12 protein-coding genes and 3 pseudogenes are annotated in these 15,934 nt (G+C 69.9%); 8 read left to right on the top strand and 7 right to left on the bottom strand.

Translation table 11 applies throughout. The features are described from left to right. Positions 1–169: 169 nt before the first annotated feature. Both ACIQMV_RS36285 and ACIQMV_RS36290 read left to right on the top strand, forming a co-directional pair. Positions 170–1,372, top strand: a complete 1,203-nt coding sequence (locus ACIQMV_RS36285; protein ID WP_402597351.1) for a sodium:calcium antiporter — start codon at positions 170–172, stop codon at positions 1,370–1,372. Between the two features lie 153 nt (positions 1,373–1,525). Then, positions 1,526–2,062: an EF-hand domain-containing protein gene (locus ACIQMV_RS36290; protein ID WP_402597352.1), complete on the top strand. Its 537-nt coding sequence runs from the start codon at positions 1,526–1,528 to the stop codon at positions 2,060–2,062. A 270-nt stretch (positions 2,063–2,332) separates the two neighbouring features. Here ACIQMV_RS36290 and ACIQMV_RS36295 read toward each other — a convergent pair whose 3' ends face one another. Continuing rightward, positions 2,333–3,010 (bottom strand): GntR family transcriptional regulator, encoded by a 678-nt coding sequence (locus tag ACIQMV_RS36295; protein WP_402597353.1) that lies wholly within the window; start codon positions 3,008–3,010, stop codon positions 2,333–2,335. Between the two features lie 164 nt (positions 3,011–3,174). On the opposite strand from ACIQMV_RS36295, the gene ACIQMV_RS36300 reads away from it, so the two are divergent. Beyond that, complete coding sequence (locus ACIQMV_RS36300; protein WP_402597354.1) at positions 3,175–4,569, top strand: malonyl-CoA decarboxylase domain-containing protein; 1,395 nt, start codon at positions 3,175–3,177, stop codon at positions 4,567–4,569. Between the two features lie 16 nt (positions 4,570–4,585). Beyond that, the gene (locus ACIQMV_RS36305; RefSeq protein WP_402597355.1) at positions 4,586–6,112 is read left to right on the top strand and encodes a malonyl-CoA synthase; all 1,527 of its coding nucleotides are present in this window, start codon (positions 4,586–4,588) and stop codon (positions 6,110–6,112) included. 177 nt (positions 6,113–6,289) lie between these two features. On the opposite strand, the gene ACIQMV_RS36310 is transcribed toward ACIQMV_RS36305, so the two are convergent. The 4 genes from ACIQMV_RS36310 to ACIQMV_RS36325 all read right to left on the bottom strand — a co-directional run bounded on the left by ACIQMV_RS36310 (position 6,290) and on the right by ACIQMV_RS36325 (position 10,716). Continuing rightward, on the bottom strand, positions 6,290–7,717 hold the full coding sequence (locus ACIQMV_RS36310) for a sodium:solute symporter (RefSeq protein ID WP_402597356.1): 1,428 nt from the start codon (positions 7,715–7,717) through the stop codon (positions 6,290–6,292). Further along, positions 7,714–7,959, bottom strand: a complete 246-nt coding sequence (locus ACIQMV_RS36315; protein ID WP_402597357.1) for a hypothetical protein — start codon at positions 7,957–7,959, stop codon at positions 7,714–7,716. Before ACIQMV_RS36315 ends, ACIQMV_RS36310 begins: the two co-directional genes overlap by 4 nt. A 15-nt stretch (positions 7,960–7,974) precedes the next feature. Next, complete coding sequence (locus tag ACIQMV_RS36320) at positions 7,975–9,468, bottom strand: amidase (RefSeq protein ID WP_402597358.1); 1,494 nt, start codon at positions 9,466–9,468, stop codon at positions 7,975–7,977. A gap of 177 nt (positions 9,469–9,645) precedes the next feature. Then, positions 9,646–10,716 (bottom strand): Lrp/AsnC family transcriptional regulator, encoded by a 1,071-nt coding sequence (locus ACIQMV_RS36325; protein ID WP_402597359.1) that lies wholly within the window; start codon positions 10,714–10,716, stop codon positions 9,646–9,648. A gap of 136 nt (positions 10,717–10,852) precedes the next feature. Between ACIQMV_RS36325 and ACIQMV_RS36330 the strand changes: the two are divergent. Continuing rightward, positions 10,853–10,996 (top strand): annotated as a pseudogene (locus ACIQMV_RS36330) (hypothetical protein); the annotation flags it as partial. 158 nt (positions 10,997–11,154) lie between these two features. Here the strand turns inward: ACIQMV_RS36330 and ACIQMV_RS36335 are convergent. Further along, positions 11,155–12,435 carry an MFS transporter gene (locus ACIQMV_RS36335; protein WP_402597360.1) on the bottom strand — a complete coding sequence of 427 codons (1,281 nt, stop codon included), beginning with the start codon at positions 12,433–12,435 and terminating at the stop codon, positions 11,155–11,157. Positions 12,436–13,045: 610 nt separating this feature from the next. On the opposite strand from ACIQMV_RS36335, the gene ACIQMV_RS36340 reads away from it, so the two are divergent. Together ACIQMV_RS36340 and ACIQMV_RS36345 are read left to right on the top strand one after the other, a co-directional pair. After that, positions 13,046–13,468, top strand: a complete 423-nt coding sequence (locus tag ACIQMV_RS36340; RefSeq protein ID WP_402597361.1) for a hypothetical protein — start codon at positions 13,046–13,048, stop codon at positions 13,466–13,468. Positions 13,469–13,660: 192 nt separating this feature from the next. Continuing rightward, positions 13,661–13,789, top strand: a pseudogene (locus tag ACIQMV_RS36345) (MFS transporter); the annotation flags it as partial. Positions 13,790–13,981: 192 nt separating this feature from the next. Here the strand turns inward: ACIQMV_RS36345 and ACIQMV_RS36350 are convergent. Then, a pseudogene (locus ACIQMV_RS36350) lies at positions 13,982–14,245 on the bottom strand (ATP-binding protein); the annotation flags it as partial. Positions 14,246–14,726: 481 nt separating this feature from the next. Here ACIQMV_RS36350 and ACIQMV_RS36355 point away from each other — a divergent pair. Then, a complete protein-coding gene (locus ACIQMV_RS36355; protein WP_402597399.1) occupies positions 14,727–15,824 on the top strand; it encodes a MerR family DNA-binding transcriptional regulator in 1,098 nt (365 codons plus the stop codon). The last annotated feature ends 110 nt before the right edge of the window (positions 15,825–15,934 follow it).

Below are 15,934 nucleotides of genomic sequence, written 5' to 3' on the forward strand. Positions count from 1 at the left end.
GATCACCACGAGTCACGCGACCGGTCTACCGCAGCCAGCACCTTCCTGAAGCGGGAATGACCGATCCTGTGATCTCAACTCAGAACAGGCCCTAGCTTCCGATTGATTGTCACTGGCCAGGCCCCTGGGGGGCCTGGCCAGTCCGTTCTGCTCAAGGGGGAGCAATCGGATGACGTCCATCCTCATCTTCGTCGCCGGAGTGGCGCTGCTGATCTACAGTGCCGAGAAGCTGATCACCTACCTGGTCGGCGCTGCGCGCGGCCTGGCGGTCTCGCTGTTCTTGCTGGCCATTGTGTTCACCGGGATCGAGTTCGACGACCTCGCCTTCGGTGTGGTGCTCAACGTTGAGGGACTGGAGGACGTCGCGCTCGGCGTCGTCTTTGGAACCGTCATCTCGCTGTCGGGCCTGGTGCTCGCGATTGCTGCCCTCGTCGCGCCCTGCCGGGTGGAGATCCCGAAGGACTACATCGCGTTGTTCGCGATCGCTCCTTTGATCCTGATCGGGCCGGCACTGCTCGGCGAGCTGGGGACCGTCTTCGCGATCGTTCTCGTCCTGCTGTTCCTGCTGTTCGTCGCCTACATCGCCTACCGCGAGTCCCGTCGGGCGGTGCCGACGTTCAGGAGCGCGGAAGTACTCGAAGCGGTGGACAGTCCCGAACTCGTCGGCGTCGCCGCCGGAACGGCCGGGGGCCCAGGTGGTGGTAGCGGGGACCGGGACCATGGCTCCGGTGGCCTCTACGAGACCGGCCAGGTCGGCGCGGCGAAGTCGGCCGGCCGGCCGGGGTGGATGCTGCTCGGGCTGGCGATCCTCGCACTGACCGGAATCGTCGTCGGCGCCTGGACCATGACGAAGGGAACCGAGGGCATCGTGGAGAACTTCGCGATCAGCGGCACTGTCTTCGGGGCGACGATCGCGACGCTGGTGCTTTCCCTGGAGGACATCTTCCTGACCGCGGAGCCGGCCCGACGGGGCGCGCCCGCGATCGGTGTCGGCAACGTCATCGGCAGCGTCGTGTTCTCGGTGACTGCGAAGGTGGGCATCATCGCCCTGGCCGGGGGCGCGCTCGTGATCACCCCGGAGATCTTCAGCTGGCACCTGCCGGCCCTGGTGGTGATCAACGGGTTCGCCGCATACGCACTTCTCACCGGGCACCTCAGGCGCTGGCACGGCGTGGTGCTGCTGGTGGCCTACATCGCCTACTGGGCCATCAGCTTCTCCGTGTTCGGGCTGGTTCCCGTGGACGATGCCCCGGGCTCCGACGGCGCGCGGCGACCGGGCATCGAGGCACCGGCGGTTCCGGGCGCGCCCGCGCCCGACAACGACGACGCGGATCTGGCATCTGCCCACCCCCTATCACTCGGTTGGCAATAGATGTGCGACCCGCAATCGCTGACAGTGTAGGTAAGGTGACGTTCCGTGCCCACTCCGATCGGGTGACGGCACTTCGCAGATGCACCCGGGTGCCACCGCCGGCCCTGCCCCTGGACCGGCCCCGCCCGGACGAACCACCTGGAGATCTCCGAGATGACCACTTCCGTGCAGCTCGACCGGATCGAGAAGCGCTTCGAGAGCTGGGACGTGAACGGCGACGGCCGCATCGACCAGTCCGACTGCGATGCCGAGTCCAAGCGCATCCTGCAGGCCTTCGGCGAAAATCCCGGCTCCCCGAGGGGCCGCGCGCTGAGCGACGCCTACCTGGGCATGTGGAACTTCTTCGCAGACAAGGCCGGGATCGACAAAGAGAACGGCCGGCTGACTCCCGAGCAGTTCAACGACATCGTCAAGGAACACGTCCTGGAGAATGGCGGCGCAGACTTCGGGAAGGCCATCAAACCGACCATCCAGGCCATGATCGAGCTGGCGGACGTGGACGATGACGACCAGATCAGCCCGACCGAGTTCAAGACCTGGCTGGACGCCGTGGGGGTCGAGAGCGTCGACCCGGCCGACGCATTCCGCCAGATGCACGCCAACGGCGACCAGCTCTCCGTCGACGAGTTGGTTCAGGCCGTCCGCGCCTACCACATGGGCGAGATCGACGTGCCGCTGCTCGGGCGCTGAGCTGAACCGGAACATGCTGAACACCAGATGGCCCGGAGCCGGGAAGGCGCCCCCCCCGCTCCGGGCCACGGTGCGTTCCGCAGCCGTTTTTGACGATCGGGCCTCATCCTTGTCAGGTCGATCATCGCGGGCTTTCGGCACTGGAAGTCGGCAGTAAAGAGGCGTGGGAGTGGCCGCTGGCCGCTGAAGCCGGGCGATCTCCACCGCGTCCTGGGGATCGTGATCCAGGTCGGAAGGGCGTGACATCAGAGCCGCGGCCCGGCGGTGTGCTCATCCGGCGTCGCGCGCCGGATCCGTCAACTGTCGCCATGTCCGCACCAGTTGGCTGAACTCCTTGACCTGGACGAGTACGTGGTCGCGGGCGGCGTTCTCCGCCGTCTCGGCGTCGCCGTGGGTGATGGCGTCGGCGATCTCGCGGTGCTCGGCCAGGGAGCGGCGCATGCGGTCCGGGACGCGCAGCTGCAGTCGCCGGTACGGCTGCAGGGCTCGCTTGAGCGCGTGGGCCTGCTGTCGCAGGTACTCGTTGCCACAGGAGTCGTAGACGATGCCGTGGAACCGGGCATTGGCGTAGTAGTAGCGGTCCGCGTCGCCGGCCGCCGCGTGGCTCTCGCACTCCTGCAGGGCGCGTTCGAGGTCGTCCAGCGCCTCCCGGTCGATCCGGCGGGCGGAGAGCCGCGCCGCCATCCCCTCCAGCTCGGCCATGACCTCGAAGCGCTCGGCCAGCTCGGAGACGCTCAGCTCGGTGACGTACGTGCCCTGCTTGGGGCGGATCTGTACGAGTCCGGAGCGCTCCAGGGCCTGGAGGGCTTCCCGGATCGGCGTGCGAGAGCAGCCGAACTCCTGCTCGAGCCGCGCAGGATCCAGACGCTCGCCGGGACGGTAGTGACCGTCGACGACAGCGTTCTCGAGTGCGTCGCGAACGCGCTGGGATTCCGGGACCCGGGCCATGTGCACCTCCGAGCGGTCAGGTTATCCGGGCGTGCAGGGGGTGGTGCACGAGCCTCGATGTGTCCTACGGTAGCGCTGTTATATATATCGTCGTTCGTCATGGATTCAAAGCCGGGGGCGACACCAGAGGCGAGCGAGACCAGGGGCGTACGGAAGGTGCGGACATGGAACGTCACGACGGCTGGCTGCTGACCGACCTGTTCCAGGCTCTCGGGCGGCGGCGTTGCGCGGATCCGGCGGCCGGAGAGCCGCTGGACTCCCCGCTGGACCAGCTGCTCGCCGCCTGCGAAGTCCTGATGAGCGACGTGGGTGAAGCCTCGATGCGCGCGGTCGCGGCCAGGGCTCTCGCCGCCTACGACGAGCTCGACGACGACGGCAGGCGGGCCTTCTTCAGCCACATCACCCAGACCTACGGCGCCGACGCCGATCAGGTTCGTGCCGCCTTCCGTCGCTGGGAGGACGCCCGCAGCGCCGGGTCCCGGGGCGAGGAGGAGCTGGTACGGCTCTTCGACGTGGTCGAGCCCGCCCGCCAGCAGCTGCTCCGCCGGATGAACCACGCACCCGACGCCACGCTCGCCCTGGTCGAGATGCGCGCGGACCTGCGCCGGCTGATGCACCGTCACCCCGAGCTGCGGCCCCTCGACCATGACTTCCACCACCTGCTCACCTCGTGGTTCAACCGAGGCTTTCTCCGCATGGCGGAGGTCACCGGGGACGCACCGCAGGAGCTGCACCAGCACCTGATGCGGGGCGAGAAGGTCCACCCGATGGCGAGCAGTGCCGAGCTCCGCCGTCGCTTGGAGCCGGAGGACCGTGCTGTCTACGCGTTCTTCCATCCGGCCACCGGGGAGGTACCGCTGATCTTCGTGGAGGTCGCTCTGGTGCGCGGCCTGCCGGACCGTATCGCTCCGCTGCTGGAGCCCGGCCCGGTGCTCAGCCCTTCGGACGCGGACACGGCGGCGCTCTACTCGATCAACAACGCCCTGGACGGCCTGGCCGGAGTCTCCTTCGGCAGCTTCCTCATCAAGCAGGTCATCGAGCAGGTGGGCGGGCAACTGCCCCATCTGACGCAGTTCGTCACGCTCTCGCCCCTCCCCGGATTCCGGCGCTGGCTCGGTGAGCAGGCCGTACGGGACGCCGAGCTGAGGCTGCTCGTCCGTGAGCTGGACGCCCTGGAGGGGACGGCGGACCTCGGTGCGGCGGACGTCGAACGGATCCGTGCCCTGCTCCTTCCCGCCCTGGCACGGTACATCGCGGTCGAGCGGCGCGAGGACGGACGCCCCCTCGATCCGGTCGCCCGCTTCCACCTGGGTAACGGGGCCGCCGCCTGGCAGTTGAACTGGCCGGCGAACAGCTCGGCCGAAGCCTGGCGGCAGTCGTACGGCGCGATGATCAACTACCGCTACGAGCCCGGGCAGCTGGAGCGCCGGCACGAGGACTTCGTCCGCCGCGGCGCCGTCGCCCTCGGCGGACCGCTGCGCGACGCCTTCCCCGAGGCCGCGGAGGTGCCCCGTGCCAGGGACGCCTCCACCGCCTCTACCGCCTCAAACGATCGATGAGAGAGGAACACCCCTGATGGCACCACCCTTCACCACCATCTGCCGGTCCTTCGCCGAGCAGGTGGAGCGGCAGCCGGACAAGGCGCTCTTCGAGCTGCCCGACGGTCGGCAGATCACCTACCGTGAGACGGCGCGGACCGTGGGACGGATCGCCGCCCGGCTCGTCGCCGACGGTGTCACCCCCGGTGACCGGGTCGCCATGCAGGTGGACAAATCCCCGGAGGCCATCGCGCTGTATCTGGCGACGCTGCGGATCGGCGGCGTCTTCCTGCCGCTCAACACCGCTTACACCGGTGCGGAGATGGAGTACTTCATCGGCGACGCCCAGCCGCGTGTGCTGGTCTGCTCCCCGGAGCGGCGGGCCGACCACGCGCACCGCGAAGGGGAGGACCTCGTCGTCGAGACCCTCGGCACCAAGGGCGACGGCACCCTGCTGGAGGGCGACGGCCGCCACGACGAGGCCGTCGACGCGTCGGCCGACGACCCGGCGGCGATCCTCTACACCTCCGGCACCACCGGACGCTCCAAGGGCGCGGTGCTGACCCACGGCAACCTCGCCTCCAACTGCCAGGCGCTGCTGGAAGCCTGGCAATTCACCGACCAGGACCGGCTGATCCACGCCCTGCCGATCTTCCACGTCCACGGGCTCTTCGTCGCCGCGAACATGACCCTGACGGCCGGTGCCTCCATGTACTACCTGCCGAAGTTCGACGTGGAGACGGTCGTGGATCTGCTGCCCCGGGCCACGGTGCTCATGGGTGTGCCCACCTTCTACACCCGGATGGTGAAGAACGACCGGCTCACCCCGGAGACCTGCTCTTCGATGCGGCTGTTCGTCTCCGGCTCGGCCCCGCTGCTCGCGAGCGACCACGAGGCCTTCGAGGCCCGTACGGGCCACGCCATCCTGGAGCGCTACGGGATGACCGAGACCGGTATGAACACCACCAACCCGTACGAGGGCGGCCCGCGCAAGCCCGGCACCGTCGGCAAGCCGCTGCCCGGCACGGAGATCCGGGTGGTGGACGGCGAGACCGGACAGGCGCTGCCCGACGGTGACGTCGGCAGCATCGAGGTCCGTGGCCCCAACGTCTTCAGCGGGTACTGGCGGCTGCCCGAGAAGACGGCGGCCGAGTTCCGTGCGGACGGCTTCTTCATCACCGGTGACTTGGGCCGCATCGACGAGGACGGCTATCTGTGCATCGTCGGCCGGGGCAAGGACCTGGTGATCTCCGGCGGCTACAACATCTACCCGAAGGAGATCGAGGAACTGCTCGACGCCCACCCTACGGTGCTGGAGTCCGCCGTGATCGGTGTCCCGCACCCGGACTTCGGCGAGACGGTCGTGGCCGTCGTCGTCCCGGCACCGGGCCAGGAGCCCCAGGAGACCGAACTGCTGAAGTTCATCGCCGGCGACCTCGCCCGGTTCAAGCACCCGCGCGCCGTGCGCGTCGAGGAGGCGCTGCCGCGCAACGTGATGGGAAAGGTGCAGAAGGCCGAGCTGCGCAAGCGTTACCAGGACCTGTTCGTGGGCCCGAACGCCTGATCCGTAGCGGGGCTGACAAGAGCCAGACACGAAGTGAAGGGCCGTCATGGAGACGGCCCTTCACTTCGTGTCTGCGGTTGCCGGGAACGGTGAAAGCCGTAACCCGTAGGGGAGTTGAGAGCGCGATGGACCGCCGGGCGGCGCGCGGCCCCACGCCGCGCGCGGCCCGGCGGCCGGTCAGTTGGCCTCGGCCGGGACCGGGGCGAGGGAACGGGACCGTACGATGAGCTGGGCGACGGCCGTGACCACCAGGTTCGGGATGAGGGCGATGAGCCCGGTGTCGACCGTGCCGACGGCCACGCCTCCGAAGGTGAGCCAGACCAGGACGCCGACACCGGTCAGGATGCCGAGCAGCGCGGGCACCGCGTCCAGACGGACCTTCTTCGCCAGGCCCATGACGATCGCCGGGGCGAGCTGGGTGAGGCCTCCGTAGGTGAGCAGCAGCAGGTCGGACAGGAGCCCGGGCCTGGTCAGGCCGAGTACGAGGGCGAGGCCGGCGGCCGCGACGACGCACAGGTGGTTGGTGCGCAGTTGCGCGCGTTCGTTGCGGACGCTGAGCAGGTTGCGGGACAGCAGGCTGGAGATGCCCACGACGATGGCCGCGGACGGCACCATCGCCGCCGAGGCCGCGGCGACCGCGACGATGCCGACGAGCCAGCCGGGCAGGGTCTGGCCCGCGAGGGTCAAGGCGACGGCGTTCGCGGGGGAGCCCGGCTTCACCAGCAGGATTCCGGCGAACCCGACGATCACGGGGATGCCGAGCGCGATCTGGTAGAGCGGCAGCCAGACCGCGTTCTTGCGCAGCGCGCGCCCGCTGCCGGCGGCGAGGACCGGCGGCCACAGGTGGGCCATGGTGCCGAGTCCGCCACCGATGCCGGAGATGATGACGGCGGTGACGAAGAACGTGGCGTCGTAACCGTCCTGATGGAATGTCAGCAAGTGCGGATGGCTGTCCCGTACGGTCTCGAACAGGCCGCCGATGCCGCCGTTCACGGACAGTGCCACGCCGACGATCAGCACCACGAGCCCGACGATCATCAGGGCGTCCTTGAGGTAGGCGACGCGCGCGATGCCGCGGATGCCGGACCACAGGACGAAGGCGACGGTGAGGACGGTGGCGAGCACCATGCTCAGGTTGCCGCCCGTACGGCTGCCGGTGGCGAGCTGCACGATCAGTCCGAGCCCGGTGATCTGGAGCTGGAGGTACGGCAGCAGGAAGACGGCGCCGACGACGGCGACGACCTTGCCGAGAAGGGGGCTGCGGAAGCGGTCGGCGAAGAAGTCGGCCTGTGTCAAGTAGCCGCCCTTGCGGCCCAGTTCACGCATGCGGGGCGCGGTGAAGTACTGCAGGATGAAGTTGATCGCGAGATAGCACAGCGCGAAGGCCGCGGCGACGCCGCCACCGAAGGCGATGCCGGCGAGACCGAGGAAGCTGAAGGTCGTGAAGGACTCGCCCGCCTGCAGGAACCAGGTGGTGAAGGTGGAGAACGTGCGCTTCCCCACGGTCCATTCGCCGAATTCCCCGCGGCTCGGCCGGCGCCCGCTCATGCCGACGACGGCGATGGTCACGATGCCGACCAGGGTGATGGCCATGGTGGTGTTCACGCGGCGACCTCCTCGTACGCGTCGCGTGTCACGTGGTCGTCCTCGTCGTCCTCATCGGTGTGGTGAGCGAAGTGCTCGACGAGCGCGAGCGAAGCCGTCGTACCCGCCGTCCACAGCAGGCACCAGGCGAGGACGGAGGGGATGCCGAACCAGAGGTGCGGGCCGTTGACGAAGGGCAGGAAGGGTGTACTGAGGAAAGCCACTACGGGCACGACGGCCCACAGGACGTGCGGTTTTCTCATCGGGGCTCCATACGGCTACGGGAGGGAGGGGCGACGGCGTCCGTGCCCGGTGGCGGCCTCGTAGGCGGCACCGGTCTCGAGCACGGTCCTCTCGGCGCGGGGTGGACCCACGATCTGGAGGCCGACGGGAAGCCCGGCTGGAGTGAAGCCGGCGGGGACGGAGAGGGCGGGTGAGCCCAGAACGGTGACGAAGTACGCGGAGCGCATCCAGTCGAGGTAGGTGTGCTGCGGCTCCCCGTCGATGTCGGTGGGGTACTCCGACTCGATGGCGAACGGGGTGACCTGGCTGACCGGGGCGATCAGCACGTCGTACCGCTCGAAGAAGGCGGTGGCGGCGAGGTGGATGCGGGCGTGCCCGGTGGTGGCACGGACGAGGTCGGCGCCGGTCAGGCGCCGCCCCTCCTCGATGTTCCAGACGAGGCTGGACTTCAGGGACGCGCGGTCGCTGTCGAGCAGCGCGCCGAGACCGAGGTTGAACTCATGGGCGCGCAGCGTGCGGAACACGTCCTCGGCGCCGTCCAGGTCGGGGCAGTCCTCGACGACGACGCAGCCGAGGTCCTCGAAGACCTTGGCCTGGCGTTCGAGGACGTCGCGCACGTCGCGGTCGACGGGGACCCGGCGGCCGAGGTCGGGGGCGAACGCGACGCGCAGCCCGGCGGTGTTCCGCCCGAGCGGCGCGCGGAAGCCGGCGCCCGGCTCGTCGAGGGAGATCGGGACGCGCGGGTCGGGCCCGGCCATGACGGACAGCAGCAGCGCGGTGTCGGCGACGGTGCGGCCCATGGGCCCGGCGACGCCGAGGGTGTCCCAGAGGTTGCCGGAGGGGTGCGAGGGGACGCGGCCGGGGGTGGGGCGCAGGCCGACGACGTTGCAGAAGGACGCCGGGTTGCGCAGCGAGCCGCCCATGTCGCTGCCGTCGGCGAGCGGCTGGAACCCGGCGGCGAGCGCGGCCGCGGCCCCGCCGCTGCTGCCGCCTGCGGACCGCGTCATGTCGTACGGGTTCCGGGTCGCGCCGAAGACGGGGTTGAAGGTGTGCGAGCCGGCCGCGAACTCGGGGACGTTGGTCTTGCCGATGCGGATGGCGCCCGCGCCCTGGATGCGCTGCACGAGGAGCTCGTCCTCGTGCGGGACGTGCTCGGCGAAGAGCGGCGAGCCGTGCGTGGTGCGCATGCCGCGGGTGAGGTGGGTGTCCTTGAAGGCGATGGGCAGACCGTGCAGCGGGCCGAGCTCCTCGCCGCGCGCCTGCCGCTCGTCGGCGGCAGCGGCGGCGGCCAGCGCGCCCTCCGAGTCGAGGGTGACGATCGCGTTGACGGCGGGGTTGTGACGCTCGATGCGGTCGAGGTGGGCCTGGACGACCTCGCGGGCCGAGAGTTCCCCGCGGCGGATGCGGGCCGCGAGGTCGACGGCGTCAAGCACGCAGATCTCGTCCCGGCCGGGGACGGCGGGGCCGGATGCGGCGGGTTCGACGGATTCGACGAAGCTGGGGGCGACGGGGCCGGGAGCAACGGGCATGGCAGTCCTAGGGCAGCAGGCACGGTGGGCATCGCCGCGGTGATGCTGATCCGGCCGGTGGCCGAGGCGCGACGCGTGTGGTGCACCACACTGAAGCTGCTGACCCTTTCAGTCAATAGGTTGGCCATGATGAAGTTTTAAGACGCGAGATCGTCGATGGTGAAGTTTTCAGTCGCGCTACGAAGGATTGCGGCCGGTGCCCGGGAACTCGACACCACTGCGCTTGAAGGACTCGACGACCAGATGGGACTGCACGGCCTCCACGTGCCGCACCCATGGCGAGGCCGTGAGGAACGCGTGCAGTGCGGCCTTCGACGGCTGCGTCACGTCGACCAGGAGCTGATGCTCACCCATCACGACGGCCGCGTACCGCACGAGCGGCGACTCGACGAGCAGCCGGCCCACCTTCTCGACCTCGTCGGGCCTGACCTTGATCCACAGCAGCGCCTCCACCGGCAGGCCGAGCAGCGCGGGCTCGACGGCGGCCCGGATGCTCACGAGGCCTTCCCGCGTCAGCGTCTCCACGCGGCGCCGCGCGGTCGCCACGGACACCCCGGCGACGGCCGCCAGGTCCTCGTGCGTGCGCCGCCCGTCCTCGGCGAGCGCCCCCAGGATCGCCAGCTCCTCCGGCCCGACCTCGATGTCCGGGAGAGCGAGCCCGTCGACGATCCCGGACGGCCCCCCGAGCGCCTCGACCTCCCCGGCCTCCAGGATCCCGGGCGACCACTCGTGCACCGTGCGGAAATATCGCAGAACCGGTGACACGCTCTGCGAGACGAGCCCCGGCAGCGCGGGCACCTCGTCGAACATCAGCGGCGCCAACCGGCCCGGCGGACACTGCAGTTCGGCCACGCAGTCGACCGGCCCGGCGAGCGCGTACGAGAAGATGCAGTCCGCGCGCCGGGCCGCCGCCACGGCCGCGTCCCGCACGGCGCCCGGCCGGCACGTCATCCGCAGGATCACGGTCTCACCCCGCACGACAAGCCCGCGCACGGCGACGTCCCCGCTCTCCAGCAACCGCAACCCGCGCCGCGCCACTTTCCGCTCGGGCTCCCCGAGGGCCCCCGCGATCCGCCGCCACGAGGCCCGTCCATCGATCTGCAGAGCGGCGACGATCCGCCGGTCGAGCCCGTCGAGAGGGCCACTGGGCGCTCCACCGTGCGCGCCGGCGGGCACGCTCGGGTGCGTGGAGGGGTGCGCGGGCGGGGCTGCGGGGGCGGTCGGCGTGGCCGGTACTGGGTACGTCACGGGAACGACCCTAACTCCGGGCAGCCCCGTACCCAGGGGCGTCGGGCTCTGCGGCTCGGCCAAGCCTCGATCCACCGACGTGGTTTGAAGGTGATCTTCTGGGGGTGTTCGGCGTCGGTCCCGGGGTGGTGGCTGAGTGACCGAGCGGGAAGAGGAGATCCGGCGCTGTATCAGGCGGTGGATCGAAGACAAGGGTGAGGGTCCGTCGGTGCGGCGGTTCGCCCACGCCGCCGGGATGCGCAGCACCGCGTCGGTCGCCTGTCACCTGGCCAACCTGGAGCGGTCCGCCGCGCTGGTACGAGACGGCCGCGGCTGGAATACCTGCCGTCCGGGCTCCAGGCGATGGTGCTGCCGGGGTTCTGGACGTGCCGCTGTACGGGCCGGACTGGACCGGCGTGCTTGTCCTCGGACTGGCGCTTCGATGGCTGGATGGACGGGTCAGGTTTCGCTGCGGGGTGGCGGTGTCCTGACTCGGAGGGCGGGGTCGTTGCGTAGTCGTAGGAAGGTGACGAGCAGAGTGAGTGCCTGCAGCAGGGCGCATGCTCCGATGAGGCTGTTCAGGTAGGGCGGCGGGATGAGGGCGAGCAGGATGCCTGCGAGGGGGAAGGGCAGCAGCAGGAGCAGGATGGTCAGGGAGAGGGTCGTGCCGAAGGCCGCGGGTGGGATGACCTGCGAACGGAGGGTGCGCAGGACGATGGTGAGTCCTCCGTCGGCGGCCATGAAGAGGGCTATGAGGGTCACGTAGCCGGTGTAGGAGGGGGCCTGGGGCACGGCGAGGCAGGCGGCGGCCGCGATGGTTGCGCTGATGGCTCCGACCCCCCACAGGCCGAGCCGGTCGAGGCCGGCGCGGCAGCAGGCGACCGCGACCAGGGTGGCGGCCGCGGCGATGGACCAGAGCGCGCCGGCGGCGGCCGGGGAGTGGCCGAAGCGGTCCTCCACGAGGATGGGGCTGGCCGATTGCAGCAGCCCGAGCGTGAGGTTGGAGCAGGCCAGGCCGGCCACCAGTCGGCGCAGGGACGGCAGGGAGCGCAGGGTCTGCCATCCGTCCCGCAGGCCACCGCCCGGCGCCGGTCCGCCACGGCGCGCGGCGCGCAGGGGAGTGGGTGGGGTCTGCAGGGCGAGTGCGGCGGAGGCGAAGGACAGCACGCTCAGACACGCGAGCATGCGCGTCGGGCCGGTGAGCAGCAGGACGCCGCCCAGCGCGGGGCCTATGAGGGTGGCCGTCTGGTCGATGCCGATCAGTACCGACTGCACTTTGTGGGACTGCCCTTGGGTTTGCCGGCTCACGACGGCGCCGACCGCCTCGTTGGCGATGAAGCTGAACTGTGTCAGCGCCCCGGTCACGGCGGCCAGTGCCATGACGGTGACGGTCTCGGCCGTGCCCGGCGGCACCAGGCGAAGCGCCACACCGGCGCCCGCCACCAGCAGGGCGCGGGCCAGTGAGGCGATGAAGCAGACGATCGCCGCGCCGCTGCGGTCCACCAGGGTGCCGGCGAAGCCGAACGCGGCCACCCGGGGTATCCACTCCAGTGCGAAGGCCAGGCCCGTCAGGGACGCCGAGCCGGTGGTGGCCAGCACGACGAGCGGCATGGCATAGGTCGCCATGGAGTAGGCGAGCGCGTCGCACGCGCGGGGTGCGTAGACCCGCCGGAACAGGCTGCCCGCGGGGAGGGCGGCGTGCCGGCCGGCCGGCTGGACCTCATGTGAGGAGACGGTCACGAAGTGGGGGTCTTTCGTTGAGCGGGGGAGGGGACGGCCAAGGTGTTGCCGGCCGCTCACGCGGAGGAGAACGCCACATTCGCTGAAGCCATGGGCATGACATAACGCTGCACGTGAACTCCACTCGAAACGCTGCGAGGTGAACAGGGGGCGGGCCCGCCACGGGGATGAACGGGCCCGCCCCTGTCTTGGTGCCGCCCGCGTACCTCCCCCGGACTGCAGGCGGCGTGACCCGCTCAGGGGTCACTGTGTTCAGCGCGTTCCAGGTCCTGCGTGTCACAGGTGGCGGCCTGACCCTACAAGATCACCAAGTTTTTGAACTCGAGTCGCCGTGCGCCTGGTGCTCGCGGGTGATCGGCTGGATGTGTGACGCCAGGGACCCTCGGTGCGCTGTAAGCGTGGGACCTACCTCCCGCGGGTGCCTGCTTCCCCCAGTGCGGGCTCCTGTGCCGCAGGGGCCGGGCGATGCCGCAGACCGCATCACCCCGCCCTGGGCCGCCCGAGCGAAGCAGAGAGCCCGAAGTACGATTCTCGTTCGATTGACCGTACGGCTCTGGAAGGACGGGCCTTGAGCGCCCAACTAAGAGACACCGCAGTGCAGTTGGCAGCCATGCTCTGGCGTCAGCACACCGTGTACCGGGAGCGGGCCGGGGGTGTGGTCATCCGGGGAGAGCATGTGCAGCGCTGGATCAGTCTCGCCCCCTCGGGTCGCAAGGACGAGATCCTGCTCCGCGCGGGCCGTATCCTCGACGGTGGCACCACCGCTCCGGCGCGTTCGGAGACTGTCGTCCCGCTCGGTGCCGGCACCGGCGAACTCGCCATGGCCTGCCGCCGCCTGCTTGCCGAGACCGCCGCCGATGCCGCACCGCCCGCCCCGGCGGCTCCCGGCCGGACCAAGCGGTCCGAGAAGCCAAAACGGCCCGGGCGGAAAGGGAAACGGATGAGCCTCGCCTCCTGGACGATCCTCCTCGCCTGTGTGGTCGGCGTCGTCGCCCTGTATGCCTACAGCACTGCGACGACAGGCACGCGCTGAGGAAAGCCCGCGGACCCAGGGGAGCTCGGAACGTCGTCGCTGCTGCTCAGGCCTCGCCGCGCAACGGCACTCAAACGCGGACGGCTCGATCAAGCACGTCGGTCCGATCAAGTACGTTGCGTCGGTGACCCTCAGCATCACGCCGGATTCGGCGATGGAGAACACCGCCACCACCACCGATGCCTCCGCCTCTTCGGCGTGACATCACCGGCGCAGGCCGGGGCGGTGCTGGCGGTGCTGGGGCTGGGCGTCGCGGGGGTCGCGTACGCGGTGGACCGCTGGCGAACCGTTCCGCGGACGGGGCGGGAGCGCCTGGTGGCCTCGCTGTCGTCACGACACCACGGTAAACAGCCGGGCCCGGACCTCCCACCGGAGGACCGGGCCCGTGGCGTGACCGGTGCCCACGGCTCCGCCATTGGTGATGACGCCTTCGTCCACGGTGGTGCGCCCTGCGTCTGGCCGATGCTGAGACTGCCGCGTTCTCGGCTGCCGGCGCGGTGAGGTGGTCCCGGTCCCGTAGCGTGCGATGGTTCTGTTCAGCTGCTTCTTGTCGGCGGCTTCGACCAGCTCGTTCACCAACTTTGTGGCGAGCGCGTAGCGGACGCGGTAGCCCTTCATGGCCGCCTCGGTACCCAGGGCGAGGAGCATGTGGGACTTGCCGGTGCCGGGGTCGCCGAACAAGCAGAGCGGCTGGCCGTTCTTGAACCATTCGAAGCTGGCGAGAGTATGGACGGTGGCCGCGTCGATGGTGGGGTTGGCCTCGAAGTCGAACGAGCGCCGGACACGAAGCGGAAGCACCACCCGCCGTCCCGCAACGGGGTGGTCAGTGGGAAACCACAGGTAGGGGCCGTGCACCCGCCCCGACCAACTCCCGCAGCCCGGACACCGAGCCTTGCCATCCGGCATCTGACACCGACCCGGATTACAACGCAGTCGTCCTGCACCGACACCCCTCTGATCTCTGGAGCCGACAGGAAAAGCAACTCTTCCAGCCGGAGCAGTACCTCGCGCACAGCCCAGCACCATCAGCCCGAACGCCGCCGGCGCCGGCAGTTTCCAGACGATCTCGCGGGACGTACCAGCGAGGCCAACGGGCACAGGGAGTAGGCGCTCCACAGAAGTTGGACATGAACCCTCTGGCTTGCAGGAGTCGTCCCGGACCGCTGCTTCGCGTTCGGCTTTTTCTGCCGTGAGTGAGGCTCTTGACCCTCACGTGGCGTCAGGCCGCATAGTCGGTGCCGTGGAGGACCACTGGACTGTGGGACGCGTGGCCGAGCTGGCCGGCGTGAGCGTCCGCACGCTGCATCACTATGACGAGATCGGGCTCGTTCGGCCGTCGGCGCGGACTGCGGCCGGGTACCGGGCCTATTCGGCGGGCGACGTGGAGCGGCTGCGCGAGGTTCTGGGCTATCGGCGGTTGGGCTTCGGGCTGCGGGAGGTGGCGGAACTGGTCGGCGACCCGTCCACCGACGCGGTCGCGCACTTGCGCCGACTGCGCGGCCTGCTGCTGGAGCGGCGTGATCGCGCTGACTCCATGGTGGCGGCCGTCGACAGAGAACTCGAGGCACGGGCGAAGGGACTGAAGGTGACACCGGAGGAGCAACTGGGGATGCTCGGTGCACGGCTGTACGACGCCATCGGCGGCGCCTACACCGCGACACGGCGTACCGAGCCACGGATCGCCGCGCAGATCTGGAACGCGCTCGGGGACGCGCAGACGGTACTGAACGTCGGGGCCGGCACCGGCTCCTACGAGCCTGCTGATCGCGACGTGACCGCGGTGGAACCATCGGCGGTCATGAGAGGGCAGCGGCCTGCCGGCTCGGCGCCGTGCGTGGCCGCCGCCGCGGAGAGCCTGCCGTTCGAGGATCAGTCCTTCGATGTCGCGATGGCCGTTTCCACTGTTCACCACTGGGGGGACTCGATAGCGGGGCTGCGCGAGATGCGGCGCGTGGCCCGCCGCGTGGTGGTGCTCACGTTCGACACCGACGAGCCCGGATGGCAGGACCGGTTCTGGCTGACCCGCGACTACGTGCCCGAGTTCGCCGCCGTCCTCGCAGAGTTTCCCTCGCTTGCCGGGATGGCCGACGCGATCGGCGCCCGCGCAGAGCCGGTGCCCATTCCGTGGGACTGCGCTGACGGCCTGTTCGAGGCGTACTGGCGCCGACCGGGGGCGTATCTGGAGGATCACGTGCGCCGTGCGATGTCGGTGTGGACGAGGGTCGGGCCGGAGGCCGAGCAGCGGGCGGTGCGAAGCCTCAGCGACGACATCGACTCCGGTCGGTGGACCGAGCGCAACAGCGACCTCGCCGACCTCGACGCGGCAGATCTCGGCCTCCGCCTGCTCGTCGCTTGAATCGCGTCGCAGGTTCAGCAGGTGGAGATTCTTCCCGGACTCGTCGTCGATCCATGCGGTCGACCCGAAGTTCGACGGTCCTCCAGACATTCAGATGTGTCTCGCGTCGT

Source organism: Streptomyces sp. NPDC091412, assembly GCF_044756885.1.
In the GTDB taxonomy this organism is placed as follows: domain Bacteria; phylum Actinomycetota; class Actinomycetes; order Streptomycetales; family Streptomycetaceae; genus Streptomyces.

Coding starts and splice junctions, on each gene's coding strand:
- ACIQMV_RS36285 (WP_402597351.1), top strand. CDS start 170: ATGACGTCCATCCTCATCTTCGTCGCCGGAGTGGCGCTGCTGATCTAC.
- ACIQMV_RS36290 (WP_402597352.1), top strand. CDS start 1,526: ATGACCACTTCCGTGCAGCTCGACCGGATCGAGAAGCGCTTCGAGAGC.
- ACIQMV_RS36295 (WP_402597353.1), bottom strand. CDS start 3,010: ATGGCCCGGGTCCCGGAATCCCAGCGCGTTCGCGACGCACTCGAGAAC.
- ACIQMV_RS36300 (WP_402597354.1), top strand. CDS start 3,175: ATGGAACGTCACGACGGCTGGCTGCTGACCGACCTGTTCCAGGCTCTC.
- ACIQMV_RS36305 (WP_402597355.1), top strand. CDS start 4,586: ATGGCACCACCCTTCACCACCATCTGCCGGTCCTTCGCCGAGCAGGTG.
- ACIQMV_RS36315 (WP_402597357.1), bottom strand. CDS start 7,959: ATGAGAAAACCGCACGTCCTGTGGGCCGTCGTGCCCGTAGTGGCTTTC.
- ACIQMV_RS36320 (WP_402597358.1), bottom strand. CDS start 9,468: ATGCCCGTTGCTCCCGGCCCCGTCGCCCCCAGCTTCGTCGAATCCGTC.
- ACIQMV_RS36340 (WP_402597361.1), top strand. CDS start 13,046: ATGCTCTGGCGTCAGCACACCGTGTACCGGGAGCGGGCCGGGGGTGTG.